14 protein-coding genes are annotated in these 18,965 nt (G+C 68.8%); 4 read left to right on the forward strand and 10 right to left on the reverse strand.

Features of this window, described 5'->3' with window-relative positions:
- Positions 1 to 89: 89 nt before the first annotated feature.
- From LY13_RS22185 to clpB, 5 genes are all read right to left on the reverse strand, one after another.
- Positions 90 to 1,676 (reverse strand): flavin monoamine oxidase family protein, encoded by a 1,587-nt coding sequence (locus LY13_RS22185; RefSeq protein WP_253830488.1) that lies wholly within the window; start codon positions 1,674 to 1,676, stop codon positions 90 to 92.
- Positions 1,677 to 1,837: 161 nt separating this feature from the next.
- Positions 1,838 to 2,407 (reverse strand): orotate phosphoribosyltransferase, encoded by a 570-nt coding sequence (pyrE, locus tag LY13_RS22190; protein WP_253830489.1) that lies wholly within the window; start codon positions 2,405 to 2,407, stop codon positions 1,838 to 1,840.
- A gap of 108 nt (positions 2,408 to 2,515) precedes the next feature.
- Positions 2,516 to 3,280: an SDR family NAD(P)-dependent oxidoreductase gene (locus LY13_RS22195; protein ID WP_253830490.1), complete on the reverse strand. Its 765-nt coding sequence runs from the start codon at positions 3,278 to 3,280 to the stop codon at positions 2,516 to 2,518.
- On the reverse strand, positions 3,280 to 4,035 hold the full coding sequence (locus tag LY13_RS22200) for a TtfA family protein (RefSeq protein ID WP_253830491.1): 756 nt from the start codon (positions 4,033 to 4,035) through the stop codon (positions 3,280 to 3,282). The genes LY13_RS22195 and LY13_RS22200 overlap by 1 nt, the downstream gene beginning before the upstream one ends.
- A gap of 73 nt (positions 4,036 to 4,108) precedes the next feature.
- On the reverse strand, positions 4,109 to 6,724 hold the full coding sequence (gene clpB / locus LY13_RS22205) for an ATP-dependent chaperone ClpB (protein WP_253830492.1): 2,616 nt from the start codon (positions 6,722 to 6,724) through the stop codon (positions 4,109 to 4,111).
- 404 nt (positions 6,725 to 7,128) lie between these two features.
- On the opposite strand from clpB, the gene LY13_RS22210 reads away from it, so the two are divergent.
- The 4 genes from LY13_RS22210 to LY13_RS22225 all read left to right on the forward strand — a co-directional run bounded on the left by LY13_RS22210 (position 7,129) and on the right by LY13_RS22225 (position 13,411).
- Entirely contained in the window at positions 7,129 to 8,730 is a 1,602-nt protein-coding gene (locus LY13_RS22210; RefSeq protein ID WP_253830493.1) for an alanine/glycine:cation symporter family protein, read from the forward strand.
- A gap of 415 nt (positions 8,731 to 9,145) precedes the next feature.
- Complete coding sequence (locus LY13_RS22215; RefSeq protein WP_253830494.1) at positions 9,146 to 10,735, forward strand: alanine/glycine:cation symporter family protein; 1,590 nt, start codon at positions 9,146 to 9,148, stop codon at positions 10,733 to 10,735.
- A gap of 514 nt (positions 10,736 to 11,249) precedes the next feature.
- Complete coding sequence (locus LY13_RS22220) at positions 11,250 to 12,425, forward strand: globin domain-containing protein (RefSeq protein WP_253830495.1); 1,176 nt, start codon at positions 11,250 to 11,252, stop codon at positions 12,423 to 12,425.
- Between the two features lie 281 nt (positions 12,426 to 12,706).
- Positions 12,707 to 13,411: a dienelactone hydrolase family protein gene (locus LY13_RS22225; protein WP_253830496.1), complete on the forward strand. Its 705-nt coding sequence runs from the start codon at positions 12,707 to 12,709 to the stop codon at positions 13,409 to 13,411.
- Between the two features lie 155 nt (positions 13,412 to 13,566).
- On the opposite strand, the gene LY13_RS22230 is transcribed toward LY13_RS22225, so the two are convergent.
- The 5 genes from LY13_RS22230 to LY13_RS22250 form a co-directional block, all read right to left on the reverse strand.
- Positions 13,567 to 14,016, reverse strand: a complete 450-nt coding sequence (locus tag LY13_RS22230) for a heat shock protein transcriptional repressor HspR (RefSeq protein WP_301299484.1) — start codon at positions 14,014 to 14,016, stop codon at positions 13,567 to 13,569.
- On the reverse strand, positions 14,016 to 15,236 hold the full coding sequence (dnaJ, locus tag LY13_RS22235) for a molecular chaperone DnaJ (RefSeq protein ID WP_253830497.1): 1,221 nt from the start codon (positions 15,234 to 15,236) through the stop codon (positions 14,016 to 14,018). Before dnaJ ends, LY13_RS22230 begins: the two co-directional genes overlap by 1 nt.
- A 27-nt stretch (positions 15,237 to 15,263) precedes the next feature.
- A complete protein-coding gene (gene grpE / locus LY13_RS22240; protein WP_253830498.1) occupies positions 15,264 to 15,995 on the reverse strand; it encodes a nucleotide exchange factor GrpE in 732 nt (243 codons plus the stop codon).
- Positions 15,992 to 17,860: a molecular chaperone DnaK gene (gene dnaK, locus LY13_RS22245; protein ID WP_253830499.1), complete on the reverse strand. Its 1,869-nt coding sequence runs from the start codon at positions 17,858 to 17,860 to the stop codon at positions 15,992 to 15,994. Before dnaK ends, grpE begins: the two co-directional genes overlap by 4 nt.
- A gap of 312 nt (positions 17,861 to 18,172) precedes the next feature.
- Complete coding sequence (locus LY13_RS22250) at positions 18,173 to 18,838, reverse strand: DUF4097 family beta strand repeat-containing protein (RefSeq protein WP_253830500.1); 666 nt, start codon at positions 18,836 to 18,838, stop codon at positions 18,173 to 18,175.
- Positions 18,839 to 18,965 lie beyond the last annotated feature (127 nt).

An 18,965-nucleotide genomic window follows, 5' to 3' on the forward strand; every position in this document is an offset into this window, starting at 1 on the left:
GGTTCCGATATCCGCTTCGCTTTCCGGGCGGCCCGTTCATCCGCCGGTGAGGGTGGCCGGCCGGGCTCGCGGGCCCGGCCGGCCGCGCGTCACGAGTTCCGCACCCGGTCGTGCAAGGCCGTCACGACATACCGTGCCGAGTCGATCGCACCGGCCTGCCACGCGATGAAGTGGCTGAGCCAGTCGCCCGCGAAGTAGACGTTGCCCGCGGGTTCGTTCAGCAGGTCGTACTCACCGGAATCGCGCGAGGGCCAGCGCATCCAGCCACCTTCGATGTGCGGCGTGCGCTCCCACGAGACGGAGAACGACGCCCGCATGCCCTGCCGGTACTTCTCGCCGTGGATCTTCGCGCCCTGCGCCAACGCGCGGCGCAGGCGTTCGGCGGGGGTCAGCCGGCTGTAGGCCTCGGAGTACGGGCCCTCGGTGTAGTAGCCGACGATCACGCCCCGGTCGTCGTGGAACCCGTGCGACGGGTACCAGATGTTGAGCACGTCGAGGTCGGTCATGGTGATGCCGCCGTAGATCCGCTCGTCGAGCTCCCACCACCGGCGGTCGTACTCGAGGCCGAGCTTTCCCGAGGAGAAGGCCTCGGGAAACCGCAGGCCGGACGTCACGCGGGAGTCGAGGTTCGTCGGGATCCTCGCCATCACGTTCGGCGGCAGCGTCGCCACACAGAAGTCCCCGCTGATGCGGGTGTCCTTGCCGCCGGGGCCGCGGTAGACGACGTCGACGCCCGCGTCGGTGTTGCGGACCTCGGACACCGGGGCGCCCGTGATCACCTCCGCACCGGTGCGTTTCGCCGCCTTGTGGAGCGCGTCCGTGACGGCGTCCATGCCGCCGACGGGCTGCAGCAACGTCTCCGCGTGGGTGTACCGGGATTCGAACGTCAGCCAGCGCCCGAGCCCACTCGACAGCACCTCGGACACCGACGGTGGCGGCCCCAACGGCACACCCTCCTGATCCGCCGCGCCCGGTTCGACCTCGTATCCGCGCCTGCTGCTCCCCGTGTACGCGAACCCGGCGTTCTTGTCGCCGATGTCGCCGTAGTACGACAGGAACGTCAGCAGCGCCTCCTTGTCGTCGGCCGTCAGCTCGGCGTCGAGCGCACCCTGGTCGACGGCCTTCGACAGCAGTTCCGACACGTACCCCTGGTAGTCGGCCTTCACGGTGCGGTACTGCTGCGCGCCGACACCCTCGCCGTGGACGAGTTTGTTGGCGTTGTGGGCCAGCAGCGGCTCCAGCGGAACACCCAGTTCACGGCAGTAGTCGACCGTGATGTGCGACTGCGGAATGCGTGCGGCACCGGCGTTGAAATAGCTGCCGGGATCCTTGCTGAACCTCGCGGTCTGCGTGTGACCGTCGAGGTCGGTCTCGGTGGTGCCCGCCCGGACGGTCCACACCCGGCCGCCCACCCGGTCCTTCGCCTCCAGTACGACGCACCGGTAGCCCGCCTTGCCGAGCTCGTACGCCGTCGTCAGACCGGCCACGCCCGCGCCCAGGATCACGACCGTCTTGCCACGGCTGCCTGCGGCGAGGTCGCCGGCGCGCGGTTCGCGGAAATCCGGCACGGCCAGCGCCTGCGGCGAGGCGACGAGGCCCAGCGCACGCATCGACTCGAACATCGCACCGGCACCACCTGCCACCCCGATCGAGCGCAGCAGACTACGGCGGGTCATCCCGGCACTTTCGGTAGACAACATCGGCTCCCTTCGTCGCGCGGAAGGGAGCAGTCTGCCGTCCACACCCACCTACTCGGGCGATGCGGACATATCCGTTGCGTTAGGGAACACGCGGCCGAAGACGGGCTGTTCGGGGGTCGCCCGATGGTGGGGCGGAGTCAGGTGCCGGAGAGGCCGAGGTCGTCGAGGTCGAGGAGGTAGCGGTACTCGAGACCCGCCTCCTCGATGGCCTCGCGCGCACCGGTGCCGCGGTCGACGACGGTCGCGACGCCCACGACGGTCGCGCCCGCCTCGTTCAGCGCCTCGACCGCGGTCAGCACGCTGCCGCCCGTCGTCGACGTGTCCTCGACGGCCAGTACGCGCTGCCCGGCGACCTCCATGCCCTCGATCCGGCGCTGCATGCCGTGTTCCTTGAGGTTCTTCCGCACGACGAACGCGTCCAGCACCATGCCGTCGGACGCCGCCGAGTGCAGCATCGCCGTCGCGACCGGGTCCGCGCCGAGGGTCAGCCCGCCGACCGCGACGTAGTTCCAGTCGGCCGTCAACTGCCGCAACAGCGTTCCCATGAGCGGTGCCGCCGCGTGGTGGAGAGTGGCCCGGCGCAGGTCGACGTAGTAGTCGGCCTCCTTGCCGGACGCGAGGGTCACCTTGCCGTGCACCACGCACAGCTCGGTGACGAGCCTGGCCAGTTCGTTCTTCGCCGCTTGATCCAACGAGGGTGTCGCCACGGCTGGCAGTCTGGCACGCGCGCGTCACGACCGCGGCCGCGGCCCGTGGCACACGTGACCCGCGCCGCCCGCGCCGCCCGCCCCGGAAGCCCTCCGGACTCCCGGTCGTCAGGTGCGGTCGCGGCCCGCGAACAGCCCGCCGAGACGACGGATCAGCCCGCGCGGAAACAGTTTCCCGACGGCGACCGCGAACTTGTACTGCGCGCCCGGGACCGACACGGCCTTGCCCCGGCGCAGGTCCGACAGTGCTTCGCGGACCACGACGTCGGCCTGAAGCCAGATGCCCTTGGGACCGGACTTCTCGAGCCCGGCACGGTCGTGGAACTCGGTGTGGGTGAATCCCGGGCACAGCGCCATGACCCGCACGCCCGAACCGCGCAGTGCGGAGGCGAGGCCGTCGGAGAACGACGTCACCCACGCCTTGCTGGCCGTGTACGTCGACCCGCGGCCGGAGAAGAAGCCCGCGACGCTGGAGACGTTGATGACGTCGCCGCCACCCGCCTCGCGCATCGCGGGAACGGCCGCGCGCGTCAGCTGCAGCACCGCCGTGACGTTGACGTCCAGCTGGTGCTGCAACTCCTCGGGCGAGGCCGTCCAGAACTCGCCCCCCAGGCCGAGCCCGGCGTTGTTGACGAGCAGGTCGACGCCGCCGACCACCCGCTGTTCGACGGCCGCGCGCCCCTCGGCGGTGGCCAGGTCGGCGGGAAGCACGTCGACGGACACGCCGTAGCTCTCGGCGAGCGCGTCCGCCCGCGTGCGCAGCCGCGTCTCGTCCCTGGCGACGAGCACGAGGTCGTAGCGTTCGCCTGCGAGCTCGCGCGCGAACGCAGCGCCGATACCGGACGTGGCGCCGGTGATGACAGCGGTCGGCATCAGCGGTTGACGCCTTCGCCCGGAGCGTTCACGCCGGGCTCGTCGACCTCGGTGTCGGACGGATCGGAGGGCGGTTCGACGACCGGTGCCTGCGACGGCACGTAGCGCTCCTCCATGGCCTCTTCGGACGGGTCGATGATGTCGGCGATCTCGCCGAGGTCGCGGAGCAGACGTTCCAGCCGCGACGGGCCGACGTTGGGCGCGAGGCTCGCCAGCACCCACTCCTGCTCGATCCACGCGACGCCGACGTCACCGCCGAGCGCGTCCGCGGCCTCGACCAGTTCCTGCGTGACGAGGCCGCGGCCCGCGGCCACCTCGTCGGCGAACGCGTATCGCTGGCCGACCGGCCCGAGCAGTTCCGGCATCTCCGTGCGCTGGAACGGCACACTCGCGAGCCACAGCTCCAACAGCGCGGGCTGCACGCGGTTGCAGCGCACGGCCACGATCACCGAGGGGATGACCCCGTCGGCGACGATGTCGAACACGAACACCGGACGTCTGCCGTCGGAGGTGAACGTCGAGCCCGCGACCACATTGACCGCCGCCTCGGCGCCGAAGTAGCCGATCGCGCCGCCCGACCATTCGCGCGGCAGCTCCTCGTCCTCGTCGACGTACTGCCAGCCGCGCAGCTCAGCCCAGCGCGCGCGTTCCCGGTTGCGGGAGCTTTCGCGCGCACGGTCGGTCATCAGCAGAGCGAGACCCGCCACGGCGGCGACGGCCGCGACGACGAACCAGATCCACGCCGGAATACCCACGCGAGCAGCGTATCCCGCCCGGCCCGCCACACCGAAGAGGCAGGCCGGGCGGAACGGCTACTCATCCGGCCGGTTACGAACCGCGGGTGACGGACAACGACTCGGAGGCCTCGAACTCCGGCGCCTCCACCCGCACCGTGTCGCCGTCCTTGATGTCGCCGGCCAGGAGCTGTTTCGCCAGCTGGTCGCCGATCGCCGACTGCACCAGCCGCCGCAGCGGACGCGCACCGTACACCGGGTCGTAGCCGTTCAGTGCCAGCCACTCGCGCGCCGCGGGGGACACGTCGAGGGTCAGCCTGCGCTGCGAGAGCCGCCTGCCGAGCCGCGCGACCTGGATGTCGACGATCTCGCCGAGCTGCTCCGTGCCGAGCGCGTGGAACACCACGATGTCGTCGAGCCGGTTGAGGAACTCCGGCTTGAAGTGCGACTGCACCACCGACACGACGGCGTCCCGCCGTTGCCGCTCGTCGAGCGCCGAGTCGGCGATCGCCTGCGAGCCGAGGTTCGACGTCAGCACGAGGATCGTGTTGCGGAAGTCGACGGTGCGGCCCTGGCCGTCGGTGAGCCTGCCGTCGTCGAGCACCTGGAGCAGCACGTCGAACACGTCGGGGTGCGCCTTCTCCACCTCGTCGAGCAGCACCACAGAGTACGGCCGCCTGCGCACGGTCTCGGTGAGCTGGCCGCCCTGGTCGTAGCCGACGTACCCCGGCGGAGCGCCGACCAGGCGCGCGACGCTGTGCTTCTCCGAGTACTCGCTCATGTCGATGCGCAGCATGGCGCGCTCGTCGTCGAACAGGAACTCGGCCAGACCCTTCGCCAACTCGGTCTTGCCGACACCGGTGGGCCCGAGAAACAGGAACGAGCCCGTCGGCCGGTCCGGGTCGGCCACGCCCGCGCGCGCCCTGCGCACCGCGTCGGAAACGACCTTCACGGCGTCGGCCTGTCCGACGACCCGCTCGGTCAGCTCCTCCTCCATGCGCAACAGCTTGCCGGTCTCACCCTCCAGCAGCCTGCCGGCGGGGATGCCGGTCCACGCGCTGACGACGTCGGCGACGTCGTCGCTGCCGACCTCCTCCTTGAGCATCACGTCGGGTTCGGACTCGGCGGCCTCCGAGGACTCGGCGGCCTCCGTGGCCTGGTCGAGCTCCTTTTCCAGCTGCGGGATCCGGCCGTAGCGCAGCTCGGCGGCCCGGCCCAGGGCGGAGTCGCGTTCGGCGCGGTCCGCCTCGCCGCGGAGCTGTTCCAGCTGCTCCTTCAGCTCGCGGACCCGTTCGATCGATCCCTTCTCGTTCTGCCAGCGCGCCGTGAGCGCCGTGAGCTGCTCACGCTTCTCCGCGAGCTCCTCCCGCAGCGCACCGAGACGTTCCTTCGAGGCGGCGTCGCTCTCCTTCGACAGCGCCATCTCCTCGATCTCGAGCCTGCGCACGGCGCGTTCGACCTCGTCGATCTCCACCGGCCGCGAGTCGATCTCCATGCGCAGCCGCGACGCGGCCTCGTCCACCAGGTCGATCGCCTTGTCCGGCAGGAAACGCGCCGTGATGTAGCGGTCGGACAGTGTCGCGGCGGCGACGAGCGCGGAGTCGGTGATGCGCACACCGTGATGCACCTCGTAGCGCTCCTTCAGCCCGCGCAGGATGCCGATCGCGTCCTCGACCGACGGCTCGCCGACCATGACCTGCTGGAACCGGCGCTCGAGCGCGGCGTCCGACTCGATGTACTTGCGGTACTCCTCGAGCGTCGTCGCGCCGACCATCCGCAGCTCACCCCGCGCGAGCATCGGCTTGATCATGTTGCCCGCGTCCATGCTGCCGCCCTCGCCGGTGCCGCCCGCGCCGACGATCGTGTGCAGCTCGTCGATGAACGTCACGACCTGCCCCTCGGAGTCCTTGATCTCCTTGAGCACGGCCTTCAGTCGTTCCTCGAACTCGCCGCGGTACTTCGACCCCGCGACCATCGAGCCCATGTCGAGCGAGACGACCCGCTTGCCACGCAGCGACTCCGGCACGTCACCGGCCACGATGCGCTGAGCCAGCCCCTCGACGATCGCCGTCTTGCCGACACCCGGTTCACCGATCAGCACCGGGTTGTTCTTCGTCCGGCGCGACAGCACCTGCACCACCCGGCGGATCTCCGGGTCACGGCCGATGACCGGGTCCAGCTCACCCGCCTTGGCACGCTCGGTCAGGTCGACGCCGTACTTCTCCAGCGCCTGATACGTGCCCTCCGGGTCGGGATTCGTGACCCGCGCCGAACCGCGAACCTGTGTGAACGCGTCCCGCAGCGCCTCGGCCGTCGCGCCGTTGCGGCTCAGCAACTGCGACACCGGCCCGCCCTCGGCCGCCAGGCCCACCAGGACGTGTTCGGTGGAGACGTACTCGTCACCGAGTTCCGTCGCCAGCTTCTGCGCATGCGTCAGCGACTTCACCGCGTGACCGTCGAAGTTCGGGGACGACACCGTGGAACCCGACGCCGCGGGCAGCTTCGTGACGATCGGCTCGAGTTCCGAGTGGATCGTCTGCGGATCGGCCCCCACCGCAGTCAGCAACGGCCCCGCCAACCCGTCCGACTGGGACAGCAGCGCACCGAGCAGGTGCGCAGGAGAGATCTCCGGATTGCCCGCCATCGTCGCGGCCTGCGCCGCCGACGAGATCGCCTGCTGGGTCTTCGTGGTCGGATTGAAAGCGTCCATCCCCTCACCTCTGTCGTCCGTACTCGCCGACAGCCTCGCAGTTCGAGCACTGTCACGTAGTTCAACGTCAGGAAAGTTGAGTCTGTTCCGCTCAATGCTTGCTGGGCGCGCTGATCCCACGGTGCGTACTCGTCATCCTGGCGAGCGCTGGGCGCGTGGTCTGCGGGTCGGCACACGCCGCCCCCAGGGGCACCCTGGTTGCACTCAACGCGACCAAGGTGCCCTTGGGGGCGAGTGTTACCGGAGGCGGTGTGGCTGTGTGTGGCGGTCGCGCGACAGAGGGTGTCCGGTTCGGCACGTTTGCCGCATTACCACAGATCGACGCTGCACCGTGTAACAACTCGGCGTAACAAAGCGGCCCAAAGTCTTGTTTGACAGAGACCGTACGGGTCAACCTTTACGTCATGCCTGTACCGAGCGCAGTCTTCACAAGCTCGCCGCCGACGTCGGGAGACACCCACGTCCTGGCCGCTGAGAGCGAACTCCTCTCGTCGATCGAGACCTGGATCAACGACATCTTCACGCCGATCTCGGACGGCTTCTCGAACTTCGTGTTCGCCGAGATCTCCGTATTCGGTGTCACCTTCCCCTGGATCGTGGCCTGGCTGGTCCTCGCGGCCGCCGTCTTCACCGTCTACTTCGGTTTCATCCAGTTCCGCCGGTTCAAACTCGCCACGCAGATCGTGCGCGGCAAGTACACCGACAAGTCGGAACCGGGCGAGATCCACCACTTCCAAGCACTCGCCTCGGCGTTGTCCGGGACCGTCGGACTCGGCAACATCGCCGGTGTCGGTGTCGCCGTCACCATCGGCGGTGCGGGTGCGACGTTCTGGATGATCCTCGCCGGCCTGCTCGGCATGTGCACCAAGTTCGTCGAATGCACCCTCGGCGTGAAGTACCGCGAGGAGCACGAGGACGGCACCGTCTCCGGCGGGCCGATGCACTACCTGCGCAAGGGCCTCGCCGAACGGTTCCCCAACGCGTTCGGCGTCGGCCTGGGCAAGGTGCTCGCCGTACTGACCGCCATCGGCATCCTGTTCTTCGGCATCGCCGGCGGCAGCATGTTCCAGGCCAACCAGACGTTCCAGCAGGTCCGCGACGTCACCGGTGGTGACGACGGCCTGTTCGGCAGCGACGGTTCCGCCCTGATCTTCGGCATCGTGCTGGCGCTGATCATCGGTGTCGTGATCATCGGCGGCATCAAGTCCGTCGGCGCCGTGACCGGCCGGCTCGTCCCCGCGATGGCGGTCGTCTACATCGCGGCGTGCCTGCTCGTGATCATCATGAACATCGGTCACGTGCCGGACGCGATCGGGCAGATCGTCAGCGGCGCGTTCACCGGGGACGGCGTTGCGGGCGGCATGATCGGCGCCCTGATCGTCGGTTTCCAGCGGTCGGCCTTCTCCAACGAAGCCGGTCTCGGTTCCGCGCCGATCGCCCACTCGGCGGTCAAGACCAAGAACCCCGCCACCGAAGGCTTCGTCGCGCTCCTCGAACCGTTCATCGACACGGTCGTCGTCTGCACCATGACCGCGCTGACCATCGTCATCGCCAGCCCGCAGATGTGGCTGAACACCAAGGCGACCGTGGCAGCGGGTGGCGAGGCGCCCGACAACGAGCAGGGCGTGACGATCACGTCCGAGGCGTTCGGCACTGTGCTGCCCTGGTTCCCGTACGTGCTGACGGTCGCCGTCGTGCTGTTCGCGCTGTCGACGATGATCACGTGGGGCTACTACGGCCAGAAGGCGTGGACGTTCCTGTTCGGCAGGTCGCGCGTGGGTGAGCGCATCTACCAGGTGCTGTTCTGCCTGACCGGCGTCGTGGGCTGCGTGCTCACGCTCGGCAGCGTGCTGTCGTTCGCCGACGCCGTGGTGTTCTCGCTGGCACTGTTCAACATCATCGGCCTCTACCTGCTGATGCCGGTCGTGAAGAAGGAGGTCAAGGGCTTCCTCGGCAAGATCAAGTCCGGCGAGATCCAGCGCACCGACAAGGAACCACAGGCCTGATCGGCCCACGGGCCGTCACAGCCCGACAACCCGAGCGCCCTCGGGTGCACCGGTCGCAACCGGCGCACCCGAGGGCGTTTCTCTGTGGCGGGACTCCTGCACGCCGGAGCGTCCTTCGCACAGCACCGTTCACCCGCGGCACCCGTCACCGGCGGCGCCGTTCACACCAGGGCGTCCGATCCGCCGAGTCGTACCGACAGTGATCATCACCGGACCCCTTTCGGCCGATCTGCGTGAGCCACGCCACAACAGAATCGGTCAGGTATCCGATCTCGGCCATTCCACCGTTCAGCACTCCCACCTGCGCCGAGTGACGCAGCGGAGTGCACCCGGCACGTCCGGTTGCGATAACGCGGCGTAACAAATCGCTTGATTTGCTTGCCCTAAACCATTCGTTCAGGTCAACTACCTGACCATGTATCTGCAGAGCACAGCCGCGGCGGCCGATCCGCCGGGCTCCACCCACATCCTCGCGGCGGACGGAGGGGGAATCTTCGCCGGCGTCGAGAACTGGATCGCGGACAACTTCACCCCGATCGCCGACGGACTGTCGAGCTTCGTCTTCGCCGAGGTCACCATCGGTCCCGCGACGTTCCCGTGGATCGTCTCCTGGCTGATCCTGGGCGCGATCGTCTTCACCGTCTACTTCGGGTTCATCCAGGTCCGCCGGTTCAAGCTCGCCACCGACCTGGTGCGCGGCAAGTTCACGGACAAGAGCGAACCCGGCGAGATCAACCACTTCCAGGCCCTCGCCTCTGCGTTGTCCGGAACCGTCGGACTCGGCAACATCGCCGGTGTCGGTGCCGCCGTCACCATCGGTGGCGCCGGCGCGACGTTCTGGATGATCTGCGCGGGCCTGCTGGCGATGGCCAGTAAGTTCGTGGAGTGCACCCTCGGTGTGAAGTACCGGGAGGAGCACGCGGACGGCACCGTCTCCGGCGGGCCGATGTACTACCTGAGCAAGGGCATCGCGGACCGGTTCCCGAACGGCTTCGGCGTCGGACTGGGCAAGGTGCTCGCCGTGCTGACCGCCATCGGCATCCTGTTCTTCGGGATCATCGGCGGCAACATGTTCCAGTCGAACCAGGCGTTCGCCCAGATCAAGGACGTCACCGGCGGCGACGACGGCCTGTTCGGCAGCGACGGCTCCGCCCTGGTGTTCGGCATCATCCTGGCGATCATCATCGGCGTCGTCATCATCGGCGGCATCAAGTCGATCGGTAACGTCACGTCGCGCCTGGTGCCGACCATGGGTGTGCTCTACGTGGTCGCATGCCTCGTGGTCATCCTCGTCAACTTCACCGAGGTGCCTGCCGCGATCGGCGAGATCATCAGCGGTGCGTTCACCGGCGAAGGCGTCGCCGGCGGTGCCATCGGTGCGCTGATCGTCGGTATTCAGCGTTCCGCCTTCTCCAACGAAGCCGGTCTCGGCTCCGCGCCGATCGCCCACTCGGCGGTCAAGACGAGGAACCCCGCCACCGAAGGCTTCGTCGCCCTGCTCGAGCCCTTCATCGACACGGTCATCGTCTGCACCATGACCGCCCTCACCATCGTCATCGCCAAGCCGGCGATCTGGACCGAGGGCTTCGTCGACGTCAACCAGAACGGCGCCGACGCGCCCGACGGTGTGACGGTGACGTCGGACGCCTTCGCGACGGCGATGCCGTGGTTCCCGTACGTGCTGACGGTCGCCGTGGTGCTGTTCGCGATCTCGACGCTCATCACGTGGGGCTACTACGGCGAGAAGGCCTGGGGCTACCTGTTCGGCCGGAACAAGGTGTCGATCCGCATCTACCAGGTGCTGTTCTGTGTGATGTCGGCTGCGGGTGCGGTGCTCACGCTCCAGTCGGTCATCAACTTCGCCGACGCCGTGCTGTTCCTGCTGGCGCTGTTCAACATCACCGGCCTGTACCTGCTGCTCCCGGTGGTCAAGAGGGAGGTCAAGGACTTCCTCGGCAAGATCGACAGCGGCGAGATCAAGAAGAAGGAGAAGACGGAGGTCTGACACTCCCGTCCACCACTCCTGCCGCGAGCGGCCCGGCATCCAACTCTGGGTGCCGGGCCGCTTCGCGTTCACGTCACTACCACCCAAGCGGGTGATGTAGTTGACCACACGAAGTGACGAATTGTCCGTTACCTGAGGGTGGCCAACTATCCGGGCACAAGTGACATACACCCCAAAACCGGCCGCGGTGCCACCCATCCGGAGCAACAACAGGACGAGCGGGCCTGTTCGCCCTACCGTGCAGGTGCACATGAATTTAGGGTGAGCCCGTGCGTACGCACCGAAAGGCGGATTGGACAGTGAGCGTGACCGGAAGCCACTCGCCACGACCCCTCGCCGGGGCGAGTCGTGGTTCGACCACCTCCGGCGGCGCCGCGCCGGCCGCCGGGTCACCCGCGCGCGCCTAGCTCTGGAAGGCCCTGACGATCACAGTGCGTATCGACCGCAAGTCCCCCCACCACCCCGCCCGGTCCGTTCCCGGCGCGGGCGGCGTTGTCGAGCCCGGTGCCGCGATATGACAGCCGAGCCGCTCAACCCCATTCCCAAGGTCGCGGATTCCAGCAACGCTCCGGAGGCCGTGACCACGATGGTCCGCCATGTCCGCGAGACGTGGCGTGAGATCGAGCCGTACACCCCGGAAGTCGCCCAGTTCTTCTACGGGATGTTGTTCACCCTCGCCCCCGAGGCCCGCGACTTCTTCCCGATCCACATGGACGTGCGCAGCGGCAAGCTCGTCCGCGCCATCGTCAACATCCTGCAGTCGGTGGACCGGCCCGACGACGTCGCGCCCTACCTCGTGCAACTCGGCCGCGACCACCGCAAGTTCGGCGTGCAGTCGCACCACTACGAGGCGATCGGCACGGCACTGCTGGCCGCGGTGAAACGCCAGCTCGGCCCCGGCTGGACCGACGACGTCGAACGCGCCTGGGCGGAAGCCTTCACGATCGTCGCCCGCTCGATGCAGGACGCCGCCGAGTCCGACGAGTACCCGCCGTCGTGGACGGGCACCGTGGCCGAACATCGCAGGCTGAGCTGGGACCTGGCGCTCGTGCGGATCGAGCCGGACCGTCACATCCCGTACCGGCCCGGCCAGTACCTGAGCGTCGAGGTCCCGCAGCGGCCGCGGTTGTGGCGGAACCTGTCACCCGCCAACGCGCCGCGACCCGACGGTTCGATCGAGTTCCACATCCGCGCCATCGAAGGCGGGTGGGTCTCCCGCGGCATCGTCAGCCACACCCAACCCGGCGACGTGTGGCGGTTCGGCGCACCCATGGGTCAACTCCACGTCGACCGGGAGTCCGGCCGCGACGTCCTCATGGTCGCGGGCGGCACGGGAATCACCCCGCTGCAGTCGATCCTCGACGACCTCGGCCGGTTCGGGAAGAACCCCAACGTGACGATCTTCTACGGCGGTGCCGCCCGCGAGGACCTGTACGCGCTGGAGGTGCTGCGCTCGCTGTCGGCGACGAACCCGTGGCTGACCGTCCACCCGGTGGTCGAACAGGACGAGGGACTGTCCGGGTTCGAGGTCGGCACCCTCGCCGACGTCGTCTCGTCGTACGGCGCGTGGGCCGACCACGACGTGCTCGTCTCCGGTTCGCCCGCGATGATCCGCGCGACCGTCAGCCGCATGCTCGTCGCGGGCACCGCCCTGGACCAGATCCGCTACGACCCGTTCATCGAGGAATAGTTCTCGACCCGGTGCGTGTGTCCTGCACTAGGCACCGCGTGTTGCGCCCTCGGGAGCCCGTGTTGCGCGCTCCGGGACGCGTGTTGCGCCTTCGGGAGCTCGTGTTGCGCGCTCCGGGACTCGTGTTGCGGACTCGGGAGCTGGTGTTGCATGCGCAGGGACCGGTGCGAACAGTGGCCGCACCCGGGCAGGCGCGGCCCGGGTGCGAGTGCACGGCTGTGGTCGCGAACGTGGTCTACATTCGCGGGTGAATCCCGACGATCGGCGACCGAGGAGGCCCCGTGGAGACCACCGTCGACGTCACCGACGGCACGATCGGCGGCTATCTCGCCGAACCTCAATCCGAGGTCGCCGGGCCGGGTCCGTGGCCCGGGGTCGTCGTCGTGCACGACGTGTTCGGCCTGACGCGGGACACCCGTCTCATCACGGAACGCTTCGCCACCGCGGGATTCGTCGCGCTCGCGCCGGACCTGTACTCCCGCGGAGGTCTGGTGCGGTGTGTCCGGTCGGTGTTCCGCTCGATGATGGCGGGCAGTGGTAGGGCCTTCGACGACCTCGAGGCGACCCGGCGCGCGCTGGCCGAACGCGACGACTGCACCGGCCGCGTCGGAATCGTGGGGTTCTGCCTCGGCGGCGGATTCGCGCTCGTGGCCGCGAGTGGCGAGTTCGACGCCTCCGCGCCCTACTACGGTCAGTTGCCGGCCGACAGGTCTGTGCTCGACGACGCCTGCCCCGTGGTCGCCAGCTTCGGTGGCAAGGACCCGACGTTGAAGGGTGCCGCCGAGCAGCTCGAAGGCGAACTCGCCGCACGCGGCATCCCGCACGACGTCAAGGAGTACCCGCAGGCTCGGCACAGCTTCGCCAACCAACTCCCGCTCGGCCCACTCAACCTCCTGGCCCGCGTCAGCGGATTCGGCTACGACCACGAGGCCAGCGAGGATTCGTGGCGCCGGGTACTCGCCTTCTTCGGCGAACACCTGCGCTGAGTCGGCTGCTCGGAATCCGCAACACGAACTCCTGAACCCGCAACACGAGCTCCCGGATCCACAACACGGTCCCGCGAGGACGCAACACGGTCCCGCGGATCCGCAACACGGGCCCGCGAGTGCAGGACACGCGACGGTGCGAGAAGGGGGCCGGGTCAGCGCTTGGGCTTGCCCGGCTTCCAGACCACCATCGCGTTCTGCTTGCGGAACGGCACGAGGTCCTTGCGGTACGAAGCGTGCACCGCGGCCGCCGCCTGCTCCGCGGCCGCGTACGCCGCCGACAGTTCCTCGGCCAGTTCGGTCACGCGGGCCTGCAGCGCCTCGACCTGGTTCTCCAGGTCGATGATCCGCTTGATGCCCGCGAGGTTGACGCCCTCCTCCTGCGACAGCCGCTGCACCTCACGCAGCTGGGCGATGTCGCGCATGGAGTAGCGCCTGCCGCCGCCGGTCGTACGGCCGGGCGAGACGAGTCCCATCCGGTCGTACGACCGCAGCGTCTGCGCGTGCAGCCCCGAAAGCTGGGCCGCGACGGAGATGACGAAGACGGGCGTGTCCTCGTCCGCGCCGTGCGGCATCCCCAAACCCGGCGAACCTGGACCGAACATCACTCACCTCTGTCGCGCAACAGCGCAGTGATCTCGGGTCGCGGATCGTGCTGTGCGACCGCATCGGCGTACTTCTCGAGTGCTGCCTTGGCTTCGTCGTCGACCTTGGAGGGCACGACGACCTGCAGCGTAACGAGGAGATCGCCCTGCGAGCCATCCCGTTTGGCGATTCCCTTGCCACGCACCCGCAGCACGCGCCCGCTCGACGTGCCCGCGGGCACGCGCACGGACACCTTCGAGTCGAGCGTCGGCACGGTCAGCGTCGTACCGAGCGCCAGCTCCGTGAACTCCACTGGGAGCGTGATCGTCAGATCGTTGCCGGACCGGCCGAACACGCCGTCGGCGTTGACGTGCACGCGCACGAACAGGTCGCCTGCGGGTGCACCACCCTTGCCCGGTTCGCCCTGCCCGGCGAGACGGATCTTCTGGCCGTCGTCGACGCCCGGCGGGATCCGCACGGTGAGCGTGCGGGTCCGGGTGGACACGCCGTCGCCCGCGCACTCCGGGCAGGGGTCGTCGATCTGCTGACCGCTGCCGCGGCAGTCCGGGCACGGTTCGGAGAACGCGAACGCACCCTGGTTGCGGTTGACGAGCCCGGCACCGGAGCAGGTCGGACAGGTCCGCGGAGAGGTGCCGGGCCGCGCGCCGTTGCCGCCGCACGTACCGCACGTCGCGGGACTCGACAGCCGCAGCGGCAGGGTCGCACCCCTCACCGCCTCGGCGAAGTCGATCCGCACATCGGTTTCGACGTCGCTGCCACGCTGCCCGCGTTGCGGGCCCGCCGCACCGCCGCCCCGGCGGCCGAACAGGTTGCCGAGCATGTCGCCCAACCCGCCGAAACCACCCGCCTGACCACCGGCACCGCCGCCCTGGCCGAAGATGTCGCCCAGGTCGAATCCGCCCGCGCCGCCGGGACCACCGGGGCCACCTGGCCCGGGGCCTCCGCCGGGGAAGCCGCCGAACCCGCCACCGGTACGGCCGGAGCCGAACACTGCGCGAGCCTCGTCGTACTCCTTGCGCTTGTCCGGATCGGACAGCACACCGTAGGCCTCCGAGACGGCCTTGAACTTCTTCTCCGCCTCGGCGTTGCCCGGGTTGGCGTCGGGATGGTTCTCCCGAGCCAGCTTCCGGTAGGCCTTCTTGATCTCGTCCGTGGAAGCGTCGGAGGAGACGCCCAGCTCACGGTAGAAGTCCTTGTCGAGCCACTCCCGAGCGCTCATCGGGCGTCTCCTCCTTTCCGCTTGTCGTCAGTTCCGCTGCTCATTGCCGTCGATGGGGAGTTCACCTTCGACCGGCGGGTCGATCGGCGTCTCCGCATCAGTTGCCTGCCCGCCCTGGTCGGCGGGCGCCTCGCCGGGCTCGTGGTCCGTGACGGCCACGAGCGCCGCCCGCAGCACACGGTCGCCGAACCGGTAGCCGCGCCGCAGCACGGTCGTCACGGTCGGGCCGGACACGTCGGGCGACGTGTCGTGCTGCACCGCTTCGTGCACGCTCGGGTCGAACTCGTCGCCCTCGGCGCCGAACGGCTCGAGACCGGCCTTCTCCAGCGCCTCGACCAGCTTGTCGGCCACCGACTTGAACGCGCCGGTCAGGTCGCCGTGCTGGGCGGCGCGCTCGACGTCGTCCAGCAGCGGCAGCAGGTCACCCGCCAGCGAAGCCTTGCCGGAGGCCGCGAGCTGCTCACGTTCCTTGTCGGCACGCCGCCGGTAGTTGGCGTACTCGGCCTGGAGACGCTGCAGATCCGCGGTGCGTTCCTCCAGCTGCTTGGCCAGGTCCGACTGGGCGTCCGACTCGGCCTGCCCGGCCTCGCCGGCCGCCCCGCCGACCTCCGTGCCCGCGAGTTCGCCCGCGGGTACCTCGACCGCCTCGCCGTCCTCGGGAGCGCGCAGGTCGCCCGACTCCGGGTCGACCTTGCGACGGTCCCGAACGACGACCGGCTCCTGCTCTTCCCGGGCTTCGGTCTCGTCCCGCTCTGTCACTTCTTGTCGTCCTCGTCGACGATCTCGGCGTCCACGACGTCGTCGTCGGCCTTGGCGGACCCGGCGTCACCGGCACCCGCGGCGCCCGCGGCACCGGCGTCGGCACCGGCCGCGCCCTCGGCGTCCGAGTTGGCGTACAGCGCCTGGCCCAGCTCCTGCGAGACCGTGTTCAGGTTCTCGACGGACTCCTTGACCTTGGCGATGTCGTCGCCCTTGAGGGCCTCGTTGGTCTCCTCGATGGCCGACTTGACCTTGGTCTTGAGCTCGTCCGGCAACTTGTCCTCGTTGTCGGTCACGAACTTCTCGGTCTGGTAGGAGAGCGTCTCCGCCTGGTTGCGGGTCTCCGCCTCCTCGCGACGCCGCTGGTCCTCCTCGGCGTGCGCCTCGGCGTCCTTGACCATCTGGTCGATGTCCTCCTGCGGCAGCGCGGAGCCACCGGTGATGGTCATCGACTGCTCCTTGTTGGTGCCCAGGTCCTTCGCCGTGACGTGCACGATGCCGTTGGCGTCGATGTCGAAGGAGACCTCGATCTGCGGCACGCCGCGCGGCGCGGGCGGCAGACCCGTCAGCTCGAACATGCCGAGCTTCTTGTTGTGGGCGGCGATCTCGCGCTCACCCTGGAACACCTGGATCTGCACCGACGGCTGGTTGTCGTCGGCCGTCGAGAAGATCTCGGAACGCTTGGTCGGGATCGTCGTGTTGCGCTCGATGAGCTTGGTGAACACGCCGCCCTTCGTCTCGATGCCCAGCGACAGCGGCGTGACGTCCAGCAGCAGGACGTCCTTGACCTCGCCCTTGAGCACACCGGCCTGCAGACCGGCGCCGACGGCGACGACCTCGTCCGGGTTGACGCCCTTGTTCGGCTCCTTGCCGCCGGTCAGTTCCGTGACCAGCTCGGTCACGGCCGGCATGCGCGTGGAACCGCCGACGAGCACGACGTGGTCGATCTCGCCGACCGAGATGCCCGCGTCACGCACCACGTTGTTGAACGGGTTGCGCGCACGCTCCAGCAGGTCGGAGGTGATGCGCTGGAACTCGGCACGCGAGAGGGTCTCGTCGAGGAACAGCGGGTTCTTGTCCGCGTCCACCGTGATGTACGGCAGGTTGATGCTGGCGGTGGACGAGCTGGAGAGCTCGATCTTCGCCTTCTCCGCGGCCTCCTTGATGCGCTGGAGGGCCATGCGGTCCTTGGTCAGGTCGATGCCGTTGGACGACTTGAACTTGTCGACCAGCCAGTCGACGATGCGCTCGTCCCAGTCGTCACCACCGAGGTGGTTGTCACCACTGGTGGCACGGACCTCGACGACACCCTCGCCGATCTCCAGCAGCGACACGTCGAACGTACCGCCACCGAGGTCGAAGACCAGGATGGTCTGTTCCTTCTCGCCCTTGTCGAGGCCGTACGCCAGCGCGGCCGCGGTCGGCTCGTTGACGATGCGCAGGACGTTCAGTCCCGCGATCTGGCCGGCCTCCTTCGTGGCCTGGCGCTGGGCGTCCTCGAAGTACGCCGGGACGGTGATGACCGCGTCGGTCACCTCGTCGCCCAGGTAGGACTCGGCGTCGCGCTTGAGCTTCATCAGCACGCGCGCGCTGATCTCCTGGGCGGTGTAAGCCTTGTCGTCGACCTCGGTCTTCCAGTCGGTGCCCATGTGCCGCTTGACCGACCGGATCGTCCTGTCGACGTTGGTGACGGCCTGGTTCTTCGCGGGCTGACCCGTGAGCACTTCGCCGTTCTTGGCGAAGGCGACGATGGACGGGGTGGTACGCGCCCCTTCCGAGTTGGCGATGACCGTCGGCTCACCGCCCTCGAGCACGGAAACGACCGAGTTCGTCGTACCAAGGTCGATGCCGACCGCTCGCGCCATGTGTCTTTCCCTCCTACTGATCCTGTGGACACCCCACCGGCCCGGCGCACCGGGCGGCTCGGCGGATCACCGAGACCTGAGCGGGGCTCACTCAAGTTCTAACGCTACCGGCCGAGTGTCGTCAAACGAGACTTGAGTGACGGCTGCTCAACCTTTCTGCCAGGGTAACGTCCGACCTGCGACGTTTGTTCCCGCGGCGGCTACGGACCGACAGGTCGAGACCACGCGTGTCCTTCTCCGGCCTGCCGACCTCCGGGTACCCCGAAACCTGCGCCGCCATGACGCAAGCCGCGGATTCGACGGGCACCACATCTACCGGGGCTCGACCAGCACGTCGCCGCTGTTGGTGGACAGGTCGAGCACCCGGTCGGCGTTCGGGCTGACGGTCACGCCGATGTCACGGTCGCCGCTGTTCGAATCGCCGAGGACCTCGTACTCGCCGTCGGGCACGGTCAGCCGGACGTCGCCGCTGTTGAGGTCGGCCGTGACCCGTCGCGGATCGGCCACCTCCAGCTCGACGGAACCGGAGTTGCCGTCGACGTCGACCGAGCCCCGGGCCGAGCCGCGCACGTCGCCACTGTTCATCTCGACGTGCACATCGCCGACCCCGTCCACCGTGAGCGTGGCCGAGTTGAACTCCCCGTCGACCGCCACCCGACTCGGCACCGTCACCTCGTAGTTCACCGAGCAGAACCAGTCGCAGTCGCCCAGTTCCAGCGTCGAACCGTCGACCTCGTACGTCTCGCCGGGTTCGGCGAACAGGCGCTGCACCGACTGTCGCACGGTCGTGCGCTGCGCGTTCTCGTCCACCCGGATGTCGACGTCCCCGGAGCCGAGGTCGAGCCGGATCCGTTCGACGTCGGCGTCCACGATGCCGGTCCGCTCCTCCGACGTCGGCCACAGCCACCCCGTGCCGACGCCGACGCCCGCCACCACGAACACCGCACCACCGACCGCCAGCACCGACCTGCGCGACACGTCACTCCCTCCGCTCCCGCCTGCCACGCCGACGCTAGGCGTGACCGGCCCACGGGGATATCGGGGACCCCCCTGGTTTTCCCCGATCCGACACCCCGAGGAGCCCGCGCCGCGCATCCCCGCCCCT

It is taken from the genome of Prauserella aidingensis (genome assembly GCF_024171865.1).
Taxonomy (GTDB): domain Bacteria; phylum Actinomycetota; class Actinomycetes; order Mycobacteriales; family Pseudonocardiaceae; genus Prauserella; species Prauserella aidingensis.